Source organism: Mycolicibacterium tusciae, assembly GCF_002086795.1.
GTDB classification, from domain to species: Bacteria; Actinomycetota; Actinomycetes; order Mycobacteriales; family Mycobacteriaceae; genus Mycobacterium; species Mycobacterium tusciae.
This window is the reverse complement of record NZ_MVIM01000005.1, coordinates 35101-55807: the sequence shown is the minus strand read 5'-3', so window position 1 is coordinate 55807 and position 20707 is coordinate 35101. Positions and strand designations below refer to the sequence as shown.

Sequence of the window (20707 nt, the reverse complement as noted above, 5' to 3'; positions counted from 1 at the left end):
CCGTATCGCCGACCACCGACAATCCGACGCGCTCGTTGAATTACGAATCCGCACCGGAAACTCAGACTCCGCAATAGCTCGCGCATCACGGCGGGGCCCGCATAACCTCGGGCTGGAAACAGGCCGCCAGATTGCGCTCCTTCAACACTCGACGCAACACCTTTCCTGATGGCAGACGGGGAATTTCGTCTACGAACACGACTTGACCGGGTCGTTTGTACGACGCGAGCTCACGGGTGATGAGACCGACCAGCTCGTCGGCCTCGACAGCGCTACGCGCCTTGACGGCCGCGACGATCGCCTCGCCGTTGGCGGCATCGGGAACCCCGAACACCGCGCAGTCCTCGACCGCCGGATGGCCGTGCAGGACAGCTTCGATCTCGGCGGGCGCGACCTGAAAGCCGCGCACCTTGATCATTTCCTTCGAACGGTCGGTGATTCGCAGCCAGCCGTCGGCATCGAGATACCCCACGTCGCCGGTCCGGTACCAGCCGTCCGAAAAGGCCCCGGCGGTGGCCGAATCCGGCAGGTACCCGGCCATCGCGGATCCCGACCGAACCTGGATCTCACCGGGTTCACCTGGCGCCACCGCCTCACCCGAACTCAGTGCCACCACTCGCAGGTCCACACCGGGCACCGCGCGGCCGACGGTATCCAGACGTGCACCGGCGATGTCATTGCACGAGATGACCGGCAGCTCGCTGGCACCGTACGCGGTCACCCAGCGCACGCCTGCCCTGCGGCTGACGACTTCGGCGACGCTTTGGGTGACCGGCGTGGCACACCACATCACATACCGCAATGACGACAAGTCGTACTTCTCGAGATCAGGATGCGCGGCCAGCGCCAGAGCGATTGGCGCCACGGCCATTTCGATGGTGATCCGATCGGACTCGATATGCCGCAACATGGTGTCGATATCGAACCGCCGGTGCAGCCGAATCCAAGTGCCCGTCTCGAGCGCCATCACGATGTTCAGCAGCCCGAGGATGTGTGACGGCGGCGTCATGATCTGCATGCGATCCGCCGACGACAGATCCAGCGCATCGCGCCAGTGCTGCACCGCCACGGCAAACGAAGTGTGGGTGTGGCGCACCGCCTTGGGCATCCCGGTGGTGCCCGAGCTGAAAACGAACAACGCGTCGCTCTCCGGCGCGGCTGTATTGACGCGCCGCTCTCCCGGAGTGATCTCCTCGTCCAGCGACAACATCGGCATGGACTCGGCGAGCACGGGCTGATCTCCGACGGCGTACGCGGGCGTGGTCAGCGTCAGCGCGTGCTCGACCTCGGTGCGCTTCCATGCCGGGCTGAGCAGAACGGCTGAGGCGCCCAACAGCCAGACGGCCCGCAGCGCGACGACGAACTCGGGTCTGTTGGAAGACATGATCGCGACCCGGTCACCCGCGCGCACTCCGTGATGCTCGAGAGTCGTGGCCATACCGCAGGCCAGGGCATCGAGTTCGGGCAGCGTGTATTCACGCTCCTCGAAAGCGAGCGCGATCGCCTCACTCACAGCCTGTCCTCACTCGCCGCCACGTCACGATGTGAATCAGATTTGAGAATAGCGTATCACTAAAAGAGAATGGTATTCTCTGATTCTTAGAACCGATGTGCCAGGAGAGGCTTGATGACGGCAGAACCGGTGCCGGGCTCACCCGACGACGGGCAAGTGACGATCGTGCTCGACCGAAAAACGGCGTCGGTCCGGCGGGTCGCCAATGAGACTCTCCTCGAGAGCGCGCGGCGCGCCGGCCTCTCTCCGCCATTCTCCTGCGAAGCAGGTAACTGCGGGACGTGCATGGGCAAAATCGTCGAGGGCAAGGCCACGATGCGTGTCAACGACGCGCTCGAGGAGGACGAAGTCGAAGACGGATACATACTTACTTGCCAGGCCATTCCGGATACGGATTCGATCAGCTTCACCTACGACGACTGAACCGACGGTATCTCGGCATGCTCGTCGAGACGCGGGGGTGGCCGGTATTCGGGGTGGTACCCGTCGATGTGGATCGGGCTGCGCACCAACTTGAAATCCCCTGCGGTGACCACGACTTCAGGGGTCGCCTCCAGTGCTTCGGGCAGCGTGCGCACCGCGGCAGCGGGTATGCCCAACGGACGCAGCCTGGCCTCCCACCCAAGAGCGCTGTCGCTGGCGAGCTGGGCGGCGACGACGGCGAGCACCTCCTGGCGGTGAGCCGCCCGCTCGGCCATCGTGGTGAAGCCCTCGATACCGGCCTCGGTGGCGAACGACTTCCAGAAGGCGTCATGCGTGATGAACAGCGCCAGGTAGCCGTCGGCGGTTTCGAATAGCTGCGCTGGAACGTAATACGAGTGCGCCCCATACGGATAGCGTTGTGGCTCGGCGCCGTCGTTGAGGTACGCCGACGCCCGATAGTTCAACTGGGACAGCATCACGTCGCGCAGTGAGACGTCCACCTGGCCCCCGCGGCCCGAGACGATCTGCGCTAGCAAGCCGAGGGCCGCGGCCAGCCCGGTGGAGTTGTCGACTGACGAGTAACCCGGCAGGGTCGGCGGATCGTCGGGATGACCCGTCATCGCGGCCACGCCTGTCGCCGCCTGGATGACGTAGTCGAATGCCGGGTCGTCGCCGCCGTTCAGTCCGAACCCCGTCAACGCGACACAGACGATTCGGTCGTTGAACCGTCGCAGTGCGTCGTAGGTGAGACCTAGCCGCTGGATCGCCGACGGCTTCATATTGACCAGCAGCGCATGCGAATTCGCGACGAGGTCACCGAGGCGGGCGCGTCCTTCGTCCGACCGCAGATCCAGGCACACACTCTGCTTGTTGCGGTTTAGGCTTGCAAAATAGCTGTCACTGACCTGGCGGGAGATCTCCCCGCCGGGCGGCTCGATCTTGATCACCTCGGCGCCGAGATCGGCCAGCAGCATCGTCGCGTACGGGCCGGCGAGCATGACGCCGACCTCCAGAATCCGGATGCCGGCCAGCGGCGGGCCGCTGATCGGGCCCAGCGGGCCTTCCGAATTCATCGCACGGCCTTGGCGAGTTCGGCGATCACCTCACGCGTCCGGTACTTCGAAGCGATCAGCTCATCGCGGTTCTCACCGATGGGCAATAGGCGAACCGACAGATCGGTCACCCCGGCATCCGCGAACATTTTGAATCGATGCAGAATCTGTTCACTGTCACCGGCGGCGGTCAGGTCGCCGACGTCTCGGGCGTCGCCACGATCCAGCAGGCGCTGATAGTTCGGCGACGTCTCGGCCTCGGCCAGAATGCGATTCGCACGTTCCTTGGCAGCGTCGATCTCGGAGTTCGCGCACAGACACACCGGGATGCCCGCGACGATCCGCGGCGAAGGTCGGTCCGCCTCCGCGGCGGCCTTGTTGATCTTCGGCGCGATGTGCTCGCCGATGGCCTTCTCGTCGGCCATCCACAACACCGTGCCATCCGCGTGCTCTCCCGCGATCTGCAGCATCACCGGTCCAAGCGCGGACACCAGCACCGGCATCGGCGGATCGGCGGCAAGCACGGTCGGGTTGTGCACGGTGAAGTTGTCATTCTCGACATCCACGTCTCCTGGACCCGCGATCGCGGCGTTGAGCACCTCGAGATAGTCACGGGTGTAGGCGGCCGGCTTCTCGTAGGGGATGCCCAGCATGTCGCGCACGATCCAGTGGTGCGACGGTCCGACGCCGAGCGCCAGCCGTCCGCCGGTGCCCGCGTGCACGGACAGTGCCTGCCGCGCCAACGCGATCGGATGCTGTGCCTGCAGCGGGACGACAGCGGTACCCAGTTCGATCCGGGACGTGCGCGAGCCCATCAGAGCGACCATGGTCAGGCAGTCGAAGTCGTTGGGCACCTGCGGCATCCACGCGGTATCCATGCCCGCGGACTCCGCCCACTCGATGTCCTCGAGGAGCTTCTTGACCTTGCGGGCCATATCCCCGCGCTCGGCCCCGATCATCACGCCGAGCCTCATAGCCGTCCCGCCTTCTCCGTCAGCGCCCGGACGTCGCGCACCAGCGTGTCCAACGGTGTGCCGGTGGGGAACACCGCGGCGGCGCCGGCGTCGAGCAGCTTTTGCACGTCGGATTCGGGGATCGTGCCACCCACCACCACGGCGATGTCCCCGGCGTCGGCGGCACGGAGTGCGTCAACGGTGCGGGTGGTCAGCGCCACGTGCGCACCGGAGAGGATCGAAAGCCCCACCAGGGCAACGTCTTCCTGAAGTGCGATGGACACGATGTCCTCGATGCGCTGCCGGATCCCGGTGTAGATGACCTCGAAGCCGGCGTCGCGCAGCGTGCGCGCCACGATCTTGGCGCCGCGGTCGTGGCCGTCCAGACCCGGTTTGGCGACCAGCACGCGCGCCGGGTTGCCCTGTGCGGCGGGAGATGCCGGGTTGCCCTGTGCGGCAGCAGATTCGGTCACTAGAACACCACCGGCTGCTGGAACTCGCCCCACACCGATTTCAGCGTCGACACCATCTCCCCCACTGTGCAATAGACGTTCGCGCAGTCAATCAGCCTGTGCATCAGGTTGTCGTCACCCTCGGCTCCGCGCGCCAAGGCTGCCAGCGCCTCCTTGACGGCGACGTCGTCCCGGTCGGCCTTCACCTTCGCCAGCCGCTTGAGCTGCTTGTCACGACCCTCGGCGTCGAGTTCGTATGTCGCTATCTCCGGCGGCGGTTCATCGACGACGAACTTGTTGACCCCTACCACCGGCCGCTCCCCGGATTCGACCTCCTGATGAATCTTGTAGGCCTCATCGGCGATCAGACCCTGTAGGTAACCGTCCTCGATGGCGCGCACCATGCCGCCGTGCGCTTCGAGATCGTGCATGATCTCGATGATCTTGGCCTCGGTGGCGTCGGTCAGCGCCTCCACGAAATAGGACCCGCCCAGGGGGTCGGCCACCTTCGCGACGCCGGTCTCGTACGCCAGGATCTGCTGGGTACGCAGCGCCAGCGTCGCGGATTCCTCGCTTGGCAACGCGAACGGCTCGTCCCAGGCGGCGGTGAACATCGACTGCACGCCGCCCAGCACCGCGGCCATCGCCTCGTACGCCACCCGGACGAGGTTGTTCTGTGCCTGCGGCGCGTACAGCGAGGCCCCGCCCGCGACACAACCGAACCGGAACATCGACGCCTTGTCGCTGCTGGCGCCGTAGCGCTCGCGCACGATCGTGGCCCAGCGGCGGCGGCCGGCCCGGTACTTGGCGATCTCCTCGAAGAAATCTCCGTGGGTATAGAAGAAAAAGGAGATCTGCGGGGCGAATTTGTCGATGGTCATCCGGCCGCGCTCGACGACGGTGTCGCAATAGGTGACGCCGTCGGCGAGGGTGAATGCCATCTCCTGCACGGCGTTGGCGCCGGCGTCTCGGAAGTGCGCACCGGCGACCGAGATCGCGTTGAAGCGCGGGACCTCGGCGGCGCAGAACTCGATGGTGTCGGCGATCAACCGCAGCGACGGTTCCGGAGGCCAGATCCAGGTGCCGCGCGACGCGTATTCCTTGAGGATGTCGTTCTGGATGGTGCCGGTGAGTTTGTCGCGCGGCACCCCTTTCTTCTCCGCGGCCGCCACGTAGAAGGCCAGCAGGATCGCGGCGGTGCCGTTGATCGTGAAGCTGGTGCTGATCTTGTCCAGCGGGATGCCGTCGAACAGGATCTCGGCGTCGGCCAGGGTGTCCACGGCGACGCCCACGCGGCCCACCTCCTCGCCGTACTCCTCGTCGTCGGAGTCGTAGCCGCACTGCGTGGGCAGGTCCAGCGCCACCGACAGCCCGGTGCCGCCCTGATCCAGCAGGTAGCGGTAGCGGCGGTTGGATTCTTCGGCCGTGCCGAATCCCGAATACTGCCGGAACGTCCACAGCTTGCCGCGGTACCCGCTGGCGAAGTTGCCGCGCGTGAACGGATAGGTGCCAGGCGCGGGCGGCTCACCACTCACGTCGGCCGGTCCGTAGATGGGCTCGAGCGGGATGCCGGAGGGGGTCTGTACAGGCTCGGTCATCACTCGATAACGTACTTGCAAAAAATGAGAATGCCAATACCGCGCACTGGAAACGTGCAGTGAGAGGGACCCGGGGCGACCCCTTCCATACGACTGAAGGCCCAGTAAACAGCGATTATGGCACTTGCCTAGAATGAGAACGTCACTACCGTTCCTTTAGAATCCAGGTAGAATCCTGGGACTGCGCATCCGGAGGAGGCCCATGTCGAGCCCGTCACCGTTCACCGACCGCACGCTTGTGGTGTCAGGCGGCTCCCGCGGCATCGGGTTGGCGATCGCGCTGGGCGCAGCGAAGCTGGGCGCCAACTGCGTGCTGCTGGCGAAGACGTCCGAACCGCACCCCAGGCTGCCCGGCACCGTCCACACCGCGGTCGCCGACGTCGAGGCCGCGGGCGGAAAGGGCATCGCGGTCGTCGGCGACGTGCGCAAGGAAGAGGACGTGCAGCGCGCGGTGGAGGCGGCGGTCGAACACTTCGGCGGTGTCGACATCGTCATCAACAACGCCAGCGCCATCGCGACCGAACCGACCGAAGACCTGGCCGCCAAGAAGTTCGACCTGATGATGGACATCAACGTCCGGGGCACGTTCCTGCTCACCAAGGCGGCGCTGCCCCATCTGCGCAAGTCACCCAATGCGCACGTCATCACCCTGGCGCCGCCACTGAACATGAACCCTCACTGGCTGGGCGCACACCCGTCGTACACCCTGTCGAAGTACGGAATGACGTTGTTGTCGCTGGGCTGGGCGACCGAGTACGCCGCTGCGGGCATCGGGTTCAGCTGCCTGTGGCCCGAGACGTACATCGCCACCGCGGCCGTTGCCAACTCGCCGGGCTTCCAGGAGATGCTGGCCAGATCGCGCGATCCACGGATCATGGCCGACGCCGCGGTCGCGATCCTGTCCCGCCCGGCCGCCGACGTCAACGGCCAGTGCTTCATCGATGTCGACGCGCTGGCGTCGGCGGGCGTGACCGACTTGTCGAGCTATGGCGGTGGGGACGACCCCATCCTTGATATCTTCGTCGACAAATCATGAGCATCTCGTTGCTGCTGGAGATGGCGGCGTCAACCAACCCGGATCGCACCGCGCTGGTGTCCGGTGAGATGCGACTCACGACAGCTGAACTGAGTGCGCTCGCCGATGGCGGCGCGGGTGTCATCGCCGCCGCCGGCACATCGCACGTCGCCTATGTCGGCCTGGGTGGCGCCATGCTCCCGCTGCTGTTGTTCTCGTCGGCCCGCGCCGGTGCGACCTTCACACCGCTGAACTACCGCCTGAGTGCCGACGGCCTTCGCGAGCTGATCGACCGTCTGCCGCAGCCGTTCGTCGTCGCCGACGCGGAGTACCTCGATGTCGTGGCCGGCGCCGGTAAAGAGGTCATCGGGTCCGAGGAATTCATCGCGGCCGCCCGCGCCGCCGAACCGGCCGCCGAGTTCCCCGACCCGGAACACGTCGGCGTGGTGCTGTTCACCTCGGGTACGACGTCGCGGCCGAAAGCGGTCGAACTCACGCACAACAACCTGACGAGTTACATCACCGGCACGGTCGAGTTCGACGGCGCCCAACCCGACGATGCGGCGTTGATCTGTGTGCCCCCGTACCACATCGCCGGGGTCAGCGCGGCGCTGTCGAATCTGTATGCCGGCCGGAAGATGGTGTACCTGCCGCAGTTCGACCCGTCCGAATGGGTGCGCCTGGTGCGCGACGAGGGGGTCACGTCGGCGACGGTCGTGCCGACAATGCTCGACCGCATCGTGGCGGCGCTGGAATCTGCCCCCGTCGCGTTACCCACCCTGCGCACCCTCGCCTACGGTGGATCGAAGGTCGCACTTCCCCTCGTGCGCAAAGCACTTGGGTTGTTGCCCGAGGTCGGTTTCGTCAACGCCTACGGGCTCACCGAGACCAGTTCGACGATCGCGGTGCTCACTCCCGACGATCACCGCGAAGCACTCGCTTCCACCGATGTGACGGTCACCCGACGGCTCGGCTCGGTCGGTCAGCCGGTTCCCGGTGTCGAACTACAGATCCGCGGCGAAGACGGCCAGGTGGTCGGGGCCAACGAAACCGGCGAGCTGTTCGTCCGTGGAGACCAGGTGTCGGGCCGGTATGCCGAGATCGGTTCGGTGCTCGACGCCGACGGCTGGTTCCCGACCAAGGATGTCGCCTCGCTTGACGATGCCGGCTATCTGTTCATCGGCGGACGGTCGGACGACACGATCATCCGTGGCGGCGAGAACATCGCGCCCGCCGAAATCGAAGACGTCCTCGTGGAACACCCCGGGGTGCATGACTGCGCCGTCGTCGGACCCGAAGACCCACAGTGGGGCCAGATCATCGTCGCGGTGGTGGTCCCCGCCGCCGGCGCGGACCCTGACCCCGACGAGCTGCGCGAGCACGTTCGATCGCAGCTGCGCGGATCGCGTACACCCGACCGCGTGGTGTTCCGGGACGAACTGCCGACCAACGCGACCGGCAAGGTGTTGCGCCGTGAACTGGTCCAAGAACTGACAGCCTCGAATTAACAAGGAGCCGAACATGATCAAGAACGGCACGCGACTGCAGAGCCAGGTCTGCGACACCCAGGTGATCGTCGTGCGCAGCGCCGACAGCCTCGACGATCTGCGCGCGGGCGGGGTGCCGATGGTGCCCCTCGATGCCGAGAGGTCAGCAGACGCCACCCTCGATCCGGCCTTCTCCGGGGGCAACGCGATGGGCAAGCGTTACGTCGATGAGGCCGGCGCCGAGGTGCTCGTGACCAAGGCCGGTGCGGGCACCCTCTCGGTCGGCGAAACGGCCTTGTCACTCAAAGAAGCCAAGCCCCTGCCTGCAAGCGACTGATACCTTCGGCCATGTGAAGCCCCGCACGCTGCTGATTCGGTATGCAGCGGGGCTGACGTTCGCATATGTCCTGACGACCGCCGAGGTCATTGTGCTCGTCATTTCGCTGATGGGCCGCGGCAAGGCCACGCCAACGATCGTCGTCGCATCGGCGGCGGTCATCATCACCGGGACGGTGCTCGTCGCCGTCGGTGCGGTCCACATCGTGGCGCCCGCGCTCAAATGGCTGGGCATCCGGGAACCGACCGACGACGAACGCCGCTTGGCGTTGAAGACGATGCGCAGGCAGTCCGTGATCACGACGGCGCCGTGGGCGCTCGGGGCGGCCGTGATGGTTCCGTTGAATCTTGGCGCGCCGCTCGAGGTGCAGGTGGTGATCGGCTCGGCGATCCTCTTCGGCGCGATCGCGACGGTATGCACCGGCTTTCTGTTCACCCTCCGCACCCTGCGTCCGCTGCTCGCCGGTGTGACAAAGGATTTCAGCGAGATCACGCCCAGCACCGCTCCGGGTGTGCGGGCCAGGCTGCTGATCATGTGGGCGGTGTGCACGGCACTGCCCGGCATCGCCATCGCATGTCTACTTGTCATGCGGACCAATGGCTGGATCATCCAGAAGACCACCCAGATCGAACTGGCGCTGCTGGTGCTCGCGCTCGTCGCCGTCGTGCTCGGACTACGGGCGATGATCCTGGTGTCGATCTCGATCTCCGATCCGCTGCGCGAGGTCGTCGACGCCATGGGTGACGTCGAACGAGGCAAGATCGAAAGGTCTCTCGACGTCTACGAATGGTCCGAAATCGGGCGATTGCAAACCGGATTCAACCGGATGGTCGCCGGGCTGCGGGAACGCGAACAGCTGCGCGATCTGTTCGGCCGTCACGTCGGCGAGGAAGTGGTGCGCCGCGCCGTCGACGAAAACGAGTCGCTGTCGGGCGACGAGCGGGATGTCGCTGTGCTGTTCGTCGACCTGGTCGGCTCGACCCGGCTGGCGTGGAGGCGCGAACCGCATGAAATCGCCGAGATACTCAACGAATTCTTCCGGATCGTCGTCGCTGAGGTGGATGCCCACCATGGGCTCATCAACAAGTTTCAGGGCGACGCGGCGCTGGCCGTGTTCGGTGCGCCACTGCGGATGGACGATCCCGCGTCGGCGGCATTGGCCACCGCTCGCAACATGGCTGTCGAGTTACGCCAATTGCCAGTCGATTTCGGTGTCGGCGTGTCGGCAGGACCGGTGTTCGCCGGAAACATCGGCGCGGAGAACCGCTACGAATACACCGTGGTCGGCGACGCCGTCAACGAGGCAGCTCGGCTCGCCGACCTCGCCAAGGATTACGACGAACGAGTGCTGTGCTCCGGCACCGCGATCGAGCGCGCGGCCGACGAGGAACGCCGCCAATGGGTCGGCCGCGGTTCCGAGACCCTGCGCGGACGCACGAGCGCGACTGACCTCTCCGCACCGCTGCGCCAGGAGCAGCCCGCAGGTTAGGTCCTCGTCGCAAACGGGAATGCACGAGCATGACCTTGCGGGCCGCGCACACCGCAGCCGCTGACCGAGCCGCCATTCGAGCCGGCGAGCACACCGGCCCGACGAGCGGCCTCGCACCGGGATTCGCACAGGCCAACCTCGTGATCCTGCCCGCCGACGAGGCGCTGGACTTTCTGCGCTTCTGCGTGCGCAATCCGAAACCGTGCCCACTGCTCGAGGTGACCGACACCGGATCACCCCACCCCTCCGGTATCGCCGCCGACGCCGATCTGCGTACCGACCTGCCGCGGTACCGGGTGTTCCGTGCCGGTCACCTCGTCGACGAACCCACCGACATCGTCGGCCACTGGCGCACCGACCTGGTGTCGTTCCTACTGGGGTGCTCGTTCACCTTCGAATGGGCCCTGGCCGCGGCCGGGTTGCCGATTGCGCACCAGGTGCAGGGCGTCAACGTCCCGATGTACGTCACCAACCGACGGTGCACTCCTGCCGGTCGTTTCGACGGGCCGCTGGTGGTGTCGATGCGGCCGTTCCCTCCCGATGCCGTCCCGCTGGCCGTCGAGATCTCCGCCCGCTTTCCCGCCATGCACGGCGCGCCGGTGCACATCGGCGACCCGGCCGAGATCGGAATCAGCGACCTCGCGACACCGGACTTCGGCGACGCGGTGCGGGTGGGCGCGGACGAGGTGCCGGTCTTCTGGGCCTGCGGCGTGACTCCGCAGGCCGTCGCCATCGAGGCCCGGCCCTCGCTCGCGATCTTCCACGCGCCGGGCCACATGTTCGTCACCGACCGTCGTCACGACGACTTCGACAACGAGGAGGGTCATGACCATCGATGAGGCGCCGAAGCGGCAGCGCGAAGCCGAACCAGCGGAAGTCCGGAAGGCGGTGCGCGGCGCAGCGATCGGAAACACCGTCGAGTGGTACGACTTCGCGATCTACAGCACCCTCGCGACCTACATCGCCGACCAGTTCTTCCCCTCCGGCGACGAAACAGCCGCGCTGCTGAGCACCTTCGCCGTCTTCGCCGCCGCATTCTTCATGCGACCGCTCGGCGGGTTCTTCTTCGGGCCCCTCGGCGACCGGATCGGCAGGCAACGGGTGCTCGCCCTCGTCATCCTCTTGATGTCGGCATCGACATTCATGATCGGCCTGGTACCGAGTTACGAGTCCATCGGCGTCGTTGCGCCACTGTTGCTACTCCTCCTGCGCTGCGTGCAGGGATTCTCAGCAGGTGGCGAATACGGCAGCGGCGCTTGCTATCTGGCTGAGTTCGCCCCCGACAAGCACCGCGGATTCGTCGTGTCGTTCCTGGTGTGGTCGGTGGTCGTCGGCTTCCTGCTGGGCTCGCTGACGGTCACCGGGCTCGAAACGCTGCTATCGGAGAGCGCGATGAACTCCTACGGTTGGCGGATTCCCTTCCTCATCGCCGGCGTGCTTGGAGTGGTCGGTCTCTACATTCGGATGCGGCTCGGCGACACACCGGAATTCGAAACTCTGCGCGACGAGGGAGAGGTGTCGTCCTCACCGCTGAAGGAGGCGTTCACCACGTCCTGGCGTCCGATCCTACAGATCGCCGGCCTGGTGGTGATCCACAACGTCGGCTTCTACATCGTCTTCACCTACCTGCCAACGTATTTCACCAAGACGCTCGAGTTCACAAAGACCAATGCCTTCGTCTCGATCATCATCGCGAGTACTGTCGCGATCATCCTCATCCCGCCGTTGGGCGCGCTGTCGGACCGGATCGGCCGAAAACCCTTGCTTATCGCGGGGGCGGTCGGATTTGCGGTATTCGCCTATCCGTTGTTCATGTTGCTCAACACCGGATCGCTGGCCGCGGCCATCGCCGCGCACGCTGCCCTGGCCGCGATCGAATCGGTCTTCGTGTCGGCATCGCTGGCGGCCGGTGCTGAACTGTTCGCCACCCGCGTGCGCTCTAGCGGCTACTCCATCGGGTACAACGTGTCCGTCGCGATCTTCGGCGGCACGGCACCGTACGTGGCGACCTGGTTGGTTGCCGAAACCGGAAACGAACTCGCACCCGCGTTCTACGTCATCGCCGCGGCGATCATCACCCTCGCCACGATCATGACCATGCGAGAGACCGCCGCTCAGCCGCTGCGGCAGAAGGTGGGCACATAGCGCACACCGATCGAGCGCCAAACCTCCTGCACGGGACGCCGTTAGCGCAGACTCGACGGCATGTCACCGACACAACCGCCGGAAGCGTCGGACCGGGTGACCTCTCCCCTGCGCGTCGCGATGGCGAGCTTCATCGGCACTACGGTCGAGTTCTACGACTTCCTCATCTACGGCACCGCGGCCGCACTGGTGTTCCCGAAACTGTTCTTTCCCAACGTGTCACCGGCGTCGGGACTGTTGTTGTCGTTCGCGACGTTCGGCGTCGGCTTCATCGCTAGGCCGCTCGGCGGAATCGTGTTCGGCCACTTCGGCGACCGACTGGGCCGCAAGCGGATGCTCGTCTACTCCCTGCTCATCATGGGCGGCGCGACGGTTCTCATAGGCCTGCTGCCCACCTACTCACACATCGGCTTGGCCGCACCGATTCTGTTGACGGTGTTGCGCCTTGCGCAGGGCTTCGCCGTCGGGGCGAATGGGGTGGAGCCACGCTGATGGCCGTCGAACACGCGCCGGCTGACCGCAAGGGGTTGTACGGGGCGTTCCCACAGATGGGCGCTCCGGCAGGCACCGCGACCGCGACACTGGCCTTCTACCTTGCATCCCTGCTGTCCGACGAGCAGTTCACGGCGTGGGGGTGGCGCATCCCGTTTCTCGCGAGCGCTGTGCTGATCGCCATCGGTCTGGTGATCCGACTGTCGATCTCCGAGAGCCCGGACTTCGACGCGCTCCGTCACCGGTCGGCAGTCGCGCGGGTGCCGGCCACGGCCGCGTTCCGCAAGCATTGGAAGCAGATTCTGCTCGTCGCCGGTGCGTACCTGTCGCAGGGCGTGTTCGCGTACATCTGCGTGGCGTATCTCGTGTCGTACGGTACGACGGTCGCCGGAATCGACCGGAATGAGGCACTTCTGGGTGTCTTCATCGCCGCTGTGGTGGCCGTCGCGACGTATCCGTTGTTCGGCGCGCTGTCAGACACCTACGGCCGCAAGCCTGTCTTCCTGGCCGGCGTGGTGCTGATGGGCGTATCGGTGGCGCCGGCCTTTGCGTTGATCGACACCGGCAACCCGACGCTGTTCCTCGCGGCGCTGCTGCTGGTGTTCGGGTTCGCGATGGCGCCGGCGGCCGGGGTGACCGGTTCCTTGTTCAGCCTCGCGTTCGACACCGATGTTCGCTATAGCGGCGTATCGATCGGCTACACCCTGTCCCAGGTGCTCGGGTCGGCATTCGCACCGACGATCGCGACCGCTCTGTACGCGGCGACGAAGACGAGCAACTCGATCGTCGCCTATTTGATTGCGGTGTCGGTGATCTCAGCGGTATCAGCGTGCTTCCTGCCGGGGCGTTGGAGACGAGACTCCTAAGCCTTGGCCAGTTGTTTCTCGGCGTAGAGCCGCGCCCACTCCTTGCGGGGCCGGATCGACACGTCGACATCTGTTGCCTTGGCGCGCAACGCCCCGACGCTCGCCAGCTCCCTCGGCGTGAGTGCGAACGGATCCCAATTGAAGAAGTTGCACGCGTTCTGCCACGTGATCTTGTTGATGTCCGTGTCGTCAGCGCCCGCGGCGTTCAGCTCGGCGAGCACCTGCTCCGGGGCGTCGGGCCAGAAGCAGTCGGAATGCGGATAGTCGCACTCCCACGCGATGTTGTCGATGCCGATCTCATGGCGCAGCTTCAGCGACGTCTTGTCGGTGACGTAACACGCGAGTGAGTGCTCGCGGAACACGTCGCTCGGCAGCTTGTCGCCGAAGTCGCGCCGCAACCACTTCTGGTTGGTGTAGTGCCGGTCACTGCGATCGAGATAGAAAGGAATCCAACCGATTCCGCCTTCGGAGAACGCGAACTTGAGATCCGGGTAGCCACGCATCGCGGGGCCCCACAGCAGATCCTGGGCGCACATCGCCGACACCTGGGTGGCCAGGATGATCAAGTTGTCGATCGGCGCGTTCGGCGCCATGCTGATCGCGCCGAAGCCGGTGCCGATGTGCAGGCACATCACCACGTTCTCTTCGGACAGCGTCGTGAACACCGGGCCCCAGTAGTCGTCGTCGTGGTAGCTCGGAAGTCCTTCCAGGTGCGGCAGTTCCGGCATGGTGACCGCCCGGCAGCCCTTCGCGGCCACGCGGCGGATCTCGGCGCACATCGCCTGCGGGTTCCACGTCGGCAGCACGGCGATCGGGATGAAGCGGTCCGGATAGCTGCCCGCCCACTCGTCGATGTGCCAGTCGTTGTACGCCGACACCATCACCAGCGTGACTTCTTCGCGGTGCATGTTGAGGTGTCGCGCCGAGAAGCCGGTGAAGGTCGGGAAATTCATCGACGCCAGGATGCCGTTGCGGTTCATGTCCCGGACGCGCTCGTGGACGTCGTACACCCCGGGTCGCATCTCGGCGAAACCGGCGGGGTCACGTCCCCACTCCTCGGCCGGCCAGGACACCACCGCGTTGAGCCCGCTGACACCCTGCGGCCTGCCCTGGTACATCCATTGATCGACACCCTTTTCGTCGGTGACGACGATGGGTGCCTCGTCCTTGTACTTGGCGGGGACGTGGTTGAGGAACATGTCGGGCGGTTCCACCACGTGGTCGTCGATGCTCACCAGGATCAGGTCGTCGGTCTGCATAACCAACTAGTACCGTCTATTGGCATGACCGGCTCTGCGACTTCGGACAGAGTTTTGTCCGCAGCGGCCAAACCCCGGCAGGACCTTTCCCGCCGCCCCGCGCTGGATCTTTCCCGCCGCCCCGCGCTGGATCTTTCCCGCCGCCCCGCCCGACGGGTCATCGAACTCCGCCGCGGCGGCCGGGCACTCGGCGGCAGCTACCTGTACGAGGGTGACGGGCTGATCACGGGCTGGCACAGCCACGAGGTGCACCAGATCGAGTACGCGCTGCACGGCGTCGTCGAGGTCGAGACCGATTCGGCGCACTACCTTCTTCCCCCTCAGCAGGCGGCGTGGATCCCCGCGGGACTCGAGCATCAGGCCGTGATGAACCCGGATGTGAAGACCGTCGCGGTGATGTTCGACCCAACGCTGGTCGCGACCCCCGGCGACCGCGCGCGCATCCTCGCGGTGTCGCCGTTGATCCGGGAGATGATGATCTACGGGCTGCGGTGGCAGATCGACCGTGCCGACGGTGACGCCCAATCAGACGGCTTCTTCCGCACCCTCGCCAATCTGGTCGCCGAGGCCCTCGACCATGAGGCCCCGCTGAGCCTGCCGACGTCCGAGCACCCGATTGTCGCCGCGGCGATGACATACACGAAGGCACACCTTGCTTCAGTGAGCGCTGGCGAGGTGAGCCGCGCGGTCTCGGTGTCCGAGCGCACGTTACGGCGGCTGTTCCAGGACACGCTGGGGTTGTCGTGGCGGACATATCTCTTGCACGCGCGGATGCTGCGGGCGATGGCGCTGCTGGCCGCGCCGGGACAGTCGGTTCAGGAGACCGCGTCGGCCGTCGGCTTCGACAGCCTCAGCTCATTCACGCGCGCGTTCACGCAGTTCTGCGGCGAAACGCCCAGCACGTACCGCAAAAGGGTGGCAGGCGAACAGGTTTGAACGGGCTCAGGCTCCGTCGTAGCGCGGTTGCGGGAAGAGCCCCTCGCGCAGCAGCGTATTGACGGAATCCTGCCAGCGGTCGAGCTGTTCGGGCGTCGTGAAGGCATCCGGCATCTGACGCTCGATATGCCCACGCAGCATGAGTGTGCCCACAGCCAATACGAGGGAGTTGAGGGCGGCCCACGTGACGTCGATGTCGTCACGTGCTTCGCCGTTTTCCTTTCGGGTATTCCAACGCGCCGTACCGAACGCGGCAAGCGTGTCCCAGATCGTGCGTCCCAGCTGGCTGCCGTCCAGGAGCGCGCGACCGAAGTAATCCACCACGTCGGGATGCTCGACCAGCAATGTCGTGACCCTGCTGCCCATGTCGGCGATCGAATCTCTCGGCGGCACCGAAACCGGTTGCGCGACCACGGCGATGACGACGCCCATCACGTAGTCGTCGACGGCCTTGATGAGACCGGCCTTCGTTTCGAAGTGATGCTGCACCAATCCGAGGGAGACACCCGCGTCCGCGGCGACCGAACGCAGCGACGTCCCCGCAGCGCCCTTCGTCGCGAAACTCTTCAACGCCGCCTGGCGGATCCGCTCGAGTTTCTTGAGTTCGTCCCCGCCGATGTGGTCGCGCTCCGTCACCGCGGTCATCGAGAGGTGCTCTCCGTGCTCACGAGCTCAGATTAGACAATACGAACGTATTGTGTCTACCATACAAACGTATTGTTCACGCGGCCGATGGAGACGGGGAGGCCAACGCAGTGCACGTCCAGACACGATCGAGCGCCGTCGCACAGCTGCGCGCTGTCAATGCGCCCCAGGCACCAGCCATCCTCGATGACTCGGCGATGGCGCCCTGTACGCAAGACCCGGATCGATGGACGACGACCGCCGATGAGGGCGCCAAGGCGCTGTGCCGCGCCTGCCCCCTCCGCTGGCGATGCGCTCGGGAAGCATGTTCGACGCGGGGCGCCGAGGGAGTGTGGGCCGGCATCCTGATCCCCGAGGCGGGCCGCGCCCGCCGCTTCGCGCTCAAGCAGCTGAGGTCGCTGGCGGAGCAGAACGGTTACCCGGTACGAAAGACGGGTTAGCTCGCCGAGTGCGAGGATGGTCATTCATGACCCGCTGGCACGCGCTCGAACCCGCCGACGCCGACTTCCTGACCTCGGCGCCGCATATCTTCTGCTATCAGAAGCGATTTGCCGCATCACCTGAAAAGGTTTGGGAATCACTGGTTTCCGATGAGTCACTGGCCGCCTGGGGGCCGATGATCAAAGACGTCACGTGGACGTCGCCGCGTCCATTCGGCGTGGGGACCACCCGTGACGTCACCGCTCCCGGCGGGTCCGCCCTGCGGGAGCGCTTCTTCCGTTGGGAGGACGGTTACCGCAAGTCGTTCTATGTCTACGAATCCGCGATGCCCGTCTTCAAGCGCTTCGCCGAGGATTACCTGGTCGAGCCCGCCGGACGCGAGACGTTGTTCACCTGGACGCTCGCGATAGAACCCAAGCCCGCATTCGCGTTGCCGGTCAAGGTGTTGGCACCGGTGCTGAAGGCCGGCTTTGGGCGGATCCCGGCGGGCGGCCAGAAGTACTTCGCCACGCACGGCTGAGGCAGTCATGACTTCGCTTGCCGAACAGACCCAGTGGATGGACGCGACTGATCAGGCGGCGCTCGTCGCATCCGGAGAGGTGTCGCCGGGCGAGCTGTTGGAAGCGGCGATCGAGCGCATCGAACGCATCGACCCCGAGCTCAACGCGGTCGTGATCCGCTGGTTCGACCACGCCCGGGAGGTCGCGGCCGGCGATCTCCCCGTCGGTCCGTTCCGCGGCGTGCCGTTCCTCATCAAGGACCTGTTCGCCGACTACGCCGGGCAGCGGATCAGCAACGGCAACGTCGCGTTGAAAGAGGCGCACGTCAGCGCCGACGCGGACGCGACGCTCGTCAGCCGCTACCGCGCAGCGGGGCTGGTGATCGCGGGCCGCACGAACAGCCCGGAGCTGGGCAGTGTGCCGACCACCGAGCCGGTCGCCTGGGGTGCGACGCACAACCCGTGGGATACGACGCGCACGCCCGGTGGGTCGAGCGGGGGCGCGGCCGCGGCGGTGGCGTCGGGCATGGTGCCGTTCGCGCATGCCAGTGACGGCGGCGGGTCGATTCGCATCCCAGCATCGTGCTGCGGGCTGGTCGGGCTCAAGCCGAGTCAGGGTCGGATCACGCTCGGCCCGGTCCGTGACGAGAGCGGCTTGGCGGTCGAGCACTGCGTCAGCCGCACCGTGCGCGACACCGCCGCCCTGCTTGACGCGACGCGCGGTCCTGGTGTCGGCGACACCGTGATCGCGCCGGCGCCCGCGCGTGCTTACGCCGAGGAGCTGGGCACAGATCCGGGCCGGCTGCGGATCGGCATCCTCGATCACCACGCGCAGGGCGGGCGGGTCGATGCCGAAGTCACCGCCGCGACGCAGGCCGTCGGTCGGCTGCTCGAATCGTTGGGTCACCATGTCGAGGCGGCGTGGCCGAAGGCGTTGGAGGACGAGACCCTCGGCTCGAAGTTCGGCGCGATGTGGAGCACGAATATGGGCATGTCGCGGCTGCGGTTCGAAGGACTGCTCGGCCGTCCGCTCGAAGACCACGAGCTGGAGCCGATGAACCGGGCCCAAGCCGATTTCGCGAAGCACTTCGGCGCCATTGATTACGCGCTAGCCCTCGCTGGCGTCTCCCAGTTCCGCCGCGCAATGCAGTCGTAGTGGCATGAGGGCTGGGATCTGCTGCTCACGCCGACGGTTGCCGAACTGCCGCTGAAGCTCGGCACGATCGTCAACGATCACGACAACCCGATGGCACCGATGCGGCGCGCGGGCGAGTTCGTACCGTTCACTCCCCCGTTCAACACCAGCGGCCAGCCGGCGATCAGCCTGCCGCTGGAGTGGTCGGACGAGGGTCTGCCGATCGGCGTGCAGCTGGTTGCGGCGTACGGACGCGAGGATGTCCTGATTCGCGTCGCGTGTCAGCTCGAGCAGGCGCAGCCCTGGGCGCACCGGACACCGGAGATCTGAGCGAAAGAGTGCGGGCGGTGGGACTCGAACCCACACGTTCTTTCGAACACGGGCACCTAAAGCCCGCGCGTATCGCCAATTTCGCCACGCCCGCAGTGTGGTTGATCGTACCGAATCCGTATCAGCGGACTTGTCGGATGTCGTGCCTAGATTGATGGCAAGTCCGACGAAAGGGGCAGGTAATGCGATCTGCCGAAGAGTTCAATGCGGCACGGCGTCTCATGGCAGCGGGTGTTAACGACTGCGAGATCGCGCGCCGGCTCGGCATCCCGCGACCAACTATCCAAGATTGGAGGCGCCGTCCACAGCGCCGCTCGAGGCTCGACAGCGGATCACCTTGCGGTAGTGCGCACAACTTCGCCGCGCTGGCCGCCGCTCCATACAGTTACCTGCTAGGCCTATATCTCGGCGACGGGTGCCTCTCGCGCGACCGTCGCGTGTGGAGACTGCGAATCGTATTGGACAAGAAGTATCCCGAAATCATCGCTCGGTGTCGCCACGCCATCGACATGCTGATGCAAGGCCAGCGCGCGGCGATGCAAAGTTTGAAAGGGTGCGTTGAGGTATCCCTGTACTCCAAACACTGGCCGTGCCTGTTACCCCAACATGGTCCCGGCAGGAAACACAAACGGTGCATCGCCCTCGAGCCCTGGCAGCAGGCTCTCGTCGACCAGGCCACCGAAGAGTTCGTCCTCGGGCTCATTCACAGCGACGGCTGCCGCGTCGTCGCGAATGACCGCGGCGTCGCCAGCGTGCGATACCACTTCTCGAACCGATCCGAAGACATCATCGGGTTGTTCACCGCCGCACTCGACGAGCTCGGCGTCCACTGGACGCGGTCGACCAAGTACATCGTGTCGATCTACCGAAAGGCCGATACCGCCCGGTTGGACGAGTTCATAGGCCCGAAGACCCGCGCGGTACCGTTGGAAGGTGTCCACTACGCGGCGTAGCAGGCCGGCGCTCATCGCCTTAGCGGTGCTCGGCGCCACCGGCTGCCTCGCCCTGGCCTGGTGGCAGTGGACCCGCTTCGAATCCGCATCGGGCACCTTCGTCAACCTCGGCTACGCCCTGCAGTGGCCGCTGTTCGCCGGCTTCGTCGTCTACGCGTACTACAAATTCGTGCGCTACGAGGAAGCGCCGCCGGAGCCGAAGCGGCACGATGAGATCACCGAGATACCCGCGGGCCTGCTGCCCGAACGACCCAACACCGCGACCCGACCCGCCGACGACGACCCCGTGTTGGGCGAGTACAACGCGTACCTCGCCGAACTCGCCAAGGAAGACAAGGAACGACCGACGACATGACGGAGACCACCGGCACCCCCGTTGAAAGCATCCGCAAGGCGCTGATGGGCTACCGCGTCACGGCCTGGATCACCGGCATCTGGCTCATCGCCCTCTGCTACGAGATGGTGATGAAGTACGGCTTCGGCGTGGAGGGCCTGAACTGGATCGCGGTCGTCCACGGCTGGGTGTACTTCGTGTACCTGCTCTTCACCGCCAACCTCGCCGTCAAGGTGCGCTGGCCGATCGCAAAGACCATCGGCATCCTGCTGGCGGGCACCATTCCACTGGTCGGCATCATCGTCGAGCAGATTCAAACCAGGGAGATCAAGCAGAAGCACGGCCTGTAGCCG

General features: G+C 65.7%; 22 protein-coding genes, 1 tRNA gene and 2 pseudogenes. 17 read left to right on the top strand and 8 right to left on the bottom strand.

Annotated elements, in window-relative coordinates; genetic code table 11:
* Positions 1-85 precede the first annotated feature (85 nt).
* On the bottom strand, positions 86-1513 hold the full coding sequence (locus BST47_RS11080) for a class I adenylate-forming enzyme family protein (RefSeq protein ID WP_083125599.1): 1428 nt from the start codon (positions 1511-1513) through the stop codon (positions 86-88).
* 114 nt (positions 1514-1627) lie between these two features.
* On the opposite strand from BST47_RS11080, the gene BST47_RS11075 reads away from it, so the two are divergent.
* Positions 1628-1936 carry a 2Fe-2S iron-sulfur cluster-binding protein gene (locus tag BST47_RS11075; protein ID WP_083125598.1) on the top strand — a complete coding sequence of 103 codons (309 nt, stop codon included), beginning with the start codon at positions 1628-1630 and terminating at the stop codon, positions 1934-1936.
* On the opposite strand, the gene BST47_RS11070 is transcribed toward BST47_RS11075, so the two are convergent.
* The 4 genes from BST47_RS11070 to BST47_RS11055 form a co-directional block, all read right to left on the bottom strand.
* Positions 1924-3009, bottom strand: a complete 1086-nt coding sequence (locus BST47_RS11070; protein ID WP_083125597.1) for a CaiB/BaiF CoA transferase family protein — start codon at positions 3007-3009, stop codon at positions 1924-1926. The two genes, BST47_RS11075 and BST47_RS11070, sit on opposite strands and share 13 nt — an antisense overlap.
* On the bottom strand, positions 3006-3962 hold the full coding sequence (locus tag BST47_RS11065; protein ID WP_083125596.1) for an LLM class F420-dependent oxidoreductase: 957 nt from the start codon (positions 3960-3962) through the stop codon (positions 3006-3008). Before BST47_RS11065 ends, BST47_RS11070 begins: the two co-directional genes overlap by 4 nt.
* Entirely contained in the window at positions 3959-4348 is a 390-nt protein-coding gene (locus tag BST47_RS11060; protein ID WP_083125846.1) for a cobalamin B12-binding domain-containing protein, read from the bottom strand. Before BST47_RS11060 ends, BST47_RS11065 begins: the two co-directional genes overlap by 4 nt.
* A gap of 65 nt (positions 4349-4413) precedes the next feature.
* The gene (locus BST47_RS11055) at positions 4414-5991 is read right to left on the bottom strand and encodes a methylmalonyl-CoA mutase family protein (protein ID WP_083125595.1); all 1578 of its coding nucleotides are present in this window, start codon (positions 5989-5991) and stop codon (positions 4414-4416) included.
* A 202-nt stretch (positions 5992-6193) separates the two neighbouring features.
* Between BST47_RS11055 and BST47_RS11050 the strand changes: the two genes are divergently transcribed.
* The 7 genes and pseudogenes from BST47_RS11050 to BST47_RS11020 all read left to right on the top strand — a co-directional run bounded on the left by BST47_RS11050 (position 6194) and on the right by BST47_RS11020 (position 13822).
* Entirely contained in the window at positions 6194-7027 is an 834-nt protein-coding gene (locus BST47_RS11050) for an SDR family oxidoreductase (RefSeq protein WP_083125594.1), read from the top strand.
* Positions 7024-8514, top strand: a complete 1491-nt coding sequence (locus BST47_RS11045; protein ID WP_083125593.1) for a class I adenylate-forming enzyme family protein — start codon at positions 7024-7026, stop codon at positions 8512-8514. The genes BST47_RS11050 and BST47_RS11045 overlap by 4 nt, the downstream gene beginning before the upstream one ends.
* Before the next feature lie 13 nt (positions 8515-8527).
* Positions 8528-8830, top strand: coding sequence for a hypothetical protein (locus tag BST47_RS11040; protein WP_083125592.1), 303 nt, complete (start codon positions 8528-8530; stop codon positions 8828-8830).
* 13 nt (positions 8831-8843) lie between these two features.
* The gene (locus BST47_RS11035; RefSeq protein ID WP_083125591.1) at positions 8844-10319 is read left to right on the top strand and encodes an adenylate/guanylate cyclase domain-containing protein; all 1476 of its coding nucleotides are present in this window, start codon (positions 8844-8846) and stop codon (positions 10317-10319) included.
* A 29-nt stretch (positions 10320-10348) separates the two neighbouring features.
* On the top strand, positions 10349-11158 hold the full coding sequence (locus BST47_RS11030; RefSeq protein WP_083125590.1) for a putative hydro-lyase: 810 nt from the start codon (positions 10349-10351) through the stop codon (positions 11156-11158).
* Positions 11145-12464, top strand: a complete 1320-nt coding sequence (locus tag BST47_RS11025) for an MFS transporter (RefSeq protein WP_083125589.1) — start codon at positions 11145-11147, stop codon at positions 12462-12464. Before BST47_RS11030 ends, BST47_RS11025 begins: the two co-directional genes overlap by 14 nt.
* Before the next feature lie 60 nt (positions 12465-12524).
* Positions 12525-13822, top strand: a pseudogene (locus BST47_RS11020) (MFS transporter).
* Here the strand turns inward: BST47_RS11020 and BST47_RS11015 are convergent.
* Positions 13819-15081, bottom strand: coding sequence for an amidohydrolase family protein (locus BST47_RS11015; RefSeq protein ID WP_083125588.1), 1263 nt, complete (start codon positions 15079-15081; stop codon positions 13819-13821). The pseudogene BST47_RS11020 and the gene BST47_RS11015 overlap by 4 nt on opposite strands.
* Positions 15082-15105: 24 nt before the next feature.
* Between BST47_RS11015 and BST47_RS11010 the strand changes: the two genes are divergently transcribed.
* Positions 15106-16017 carry an AraC family transcriptional regulator gene (locus tag BST47_RS11010; RefSeq protein ID WP_207568587.1) on the top strand — a complete coding sequence of 304 codons (912 nt, stop codon included), beginning with the start codon at positions 15106-15108 and terminating at the stop codon, positions 16015-16017.
* A gap of 6 nt (positions 16018-16023) precedes the next feature.
* Here BST47_RS11010 and BST47_RS11005 read toward each other — a convergent pair whose 3' ends face one another.
* Positions 16024-16662, bottom strand: a complete 639-nt coding sequence (locus BST47_RS11005; protein ID WP_083125587.1) for a TetR/AcrR family transcriptional regulator — start codon at positions 16660-16662, stop codon at positions 16024-16026.
* Positions 16663-16859: 197 nt separating this feature from the next.
* On the opposite strand from BST47_RS11005, the gene BST47_RS11000 reads away from it, so the two are divergent.
* From BST47_RS11000 to BST47_RS31615, 4 genes are read left to right on the top strand one after another with little or no spacing between them, the layout of a single operon-like run.
* Complete coding sequence (locus tag BST47_RS11000; RefSeq protein WP_083125844.1) at positions 16860-17102, top strand: WhiB family transcriptional regulator; 243 nt, start codon at positions 16860-16862, stop codon at positions 17100-17102.
* 26 nt (positions 17103-17128) lie between these two features.
* A complete protein-coding gene (locus tag BST47_RS10995; RefSeq protein WP_083125586.1) occupies positions 17129-17623 on the top strand; it encodes an SRPBCC family protein in 495 nt (164 codons plus the stop codon).
* A 7-nt stretch (positions 17624-17630) separates the two neighbouring features.
* Entirely contained in the window at positions 17631-18758 is a 1128-nt protein-coding gene (locus BST47_RS10990; protein WP_234809661.1) for an amidase, read from the top strand.
* A gap of 18 nt (positions 18759-18776) precedes the next feature.
* On the top strand, positions 18777-19067 hold the full coding sequence (locus tag BST47_RS31615) for an amidase family protein (RefSeq protein WP_420094033.1): 291 nt from the start codon (positions 18777-18779) through the stop codon (positions 19065-19067).
* A gap of 9 nt (positions 19068-19076) precedes the next feature.
* Here BST47_RS31615 and BST47_RS10985 read toward each other — a convergent pair.
* Positions 19077-19161, bottom strand: a tRNA-Leu gene (locus BST47_RS10985).
* An 88-nt stretch (positions 19162-19249) separates the two neighbouring features.
* On the opposite strand from BST47_RS10985, the pseudogene BST47_RS31750 reads away from it, so the two are divergent.
* The 4 genes and pseudogenes from BST47_RS31750 to BST47_RS10970 all read left to right on the top strand — a co-directional run.
* Positions 19250-19375, top strand: a pseudogene (locus BST47_RS31750) (helix-turn-helix domain-containing protein); the annotation flags it as partial.
* A 228-nt stretch (positions 19376-19603) separates the two neighbouring features.
* Positions 19604-20020, top strand: a complete 417-nt coding sequence (locus BST47_RS31745; RefSeq protein WP_234809660.1) for an LAGLIDADG family homing endonuclease — start codon at positions 19604-19606, stop codon at positions 20018-20020.
* A complete protein-coding gene (locus BST47_RS10975; RefSeq protein WP_083125584.1) occupies positions 20001-20375 on the top strand; it encodes a hypothetical protein in 375 nt (124 codons plus the stop codon). Before BST47_RS31745 ends, BST47_RS10975 begins: the two co-directional genes overlap by 20 nt.
* Complete coding sequence (locus BST47_RS10970) at positions 20372-20704, top strand: DUF3817 domain-containing protein (protein WP_083125583.1); 333 nt, start codon at positions 20372-20374, stop codon at positions 20702-20704. Before BST47_RS10975 ends, BST47_RS10970 begins: the two co-directional genes overlap by 4 nt.
* Positions 20705-20707: the final 3 nt, after the last annotated feature.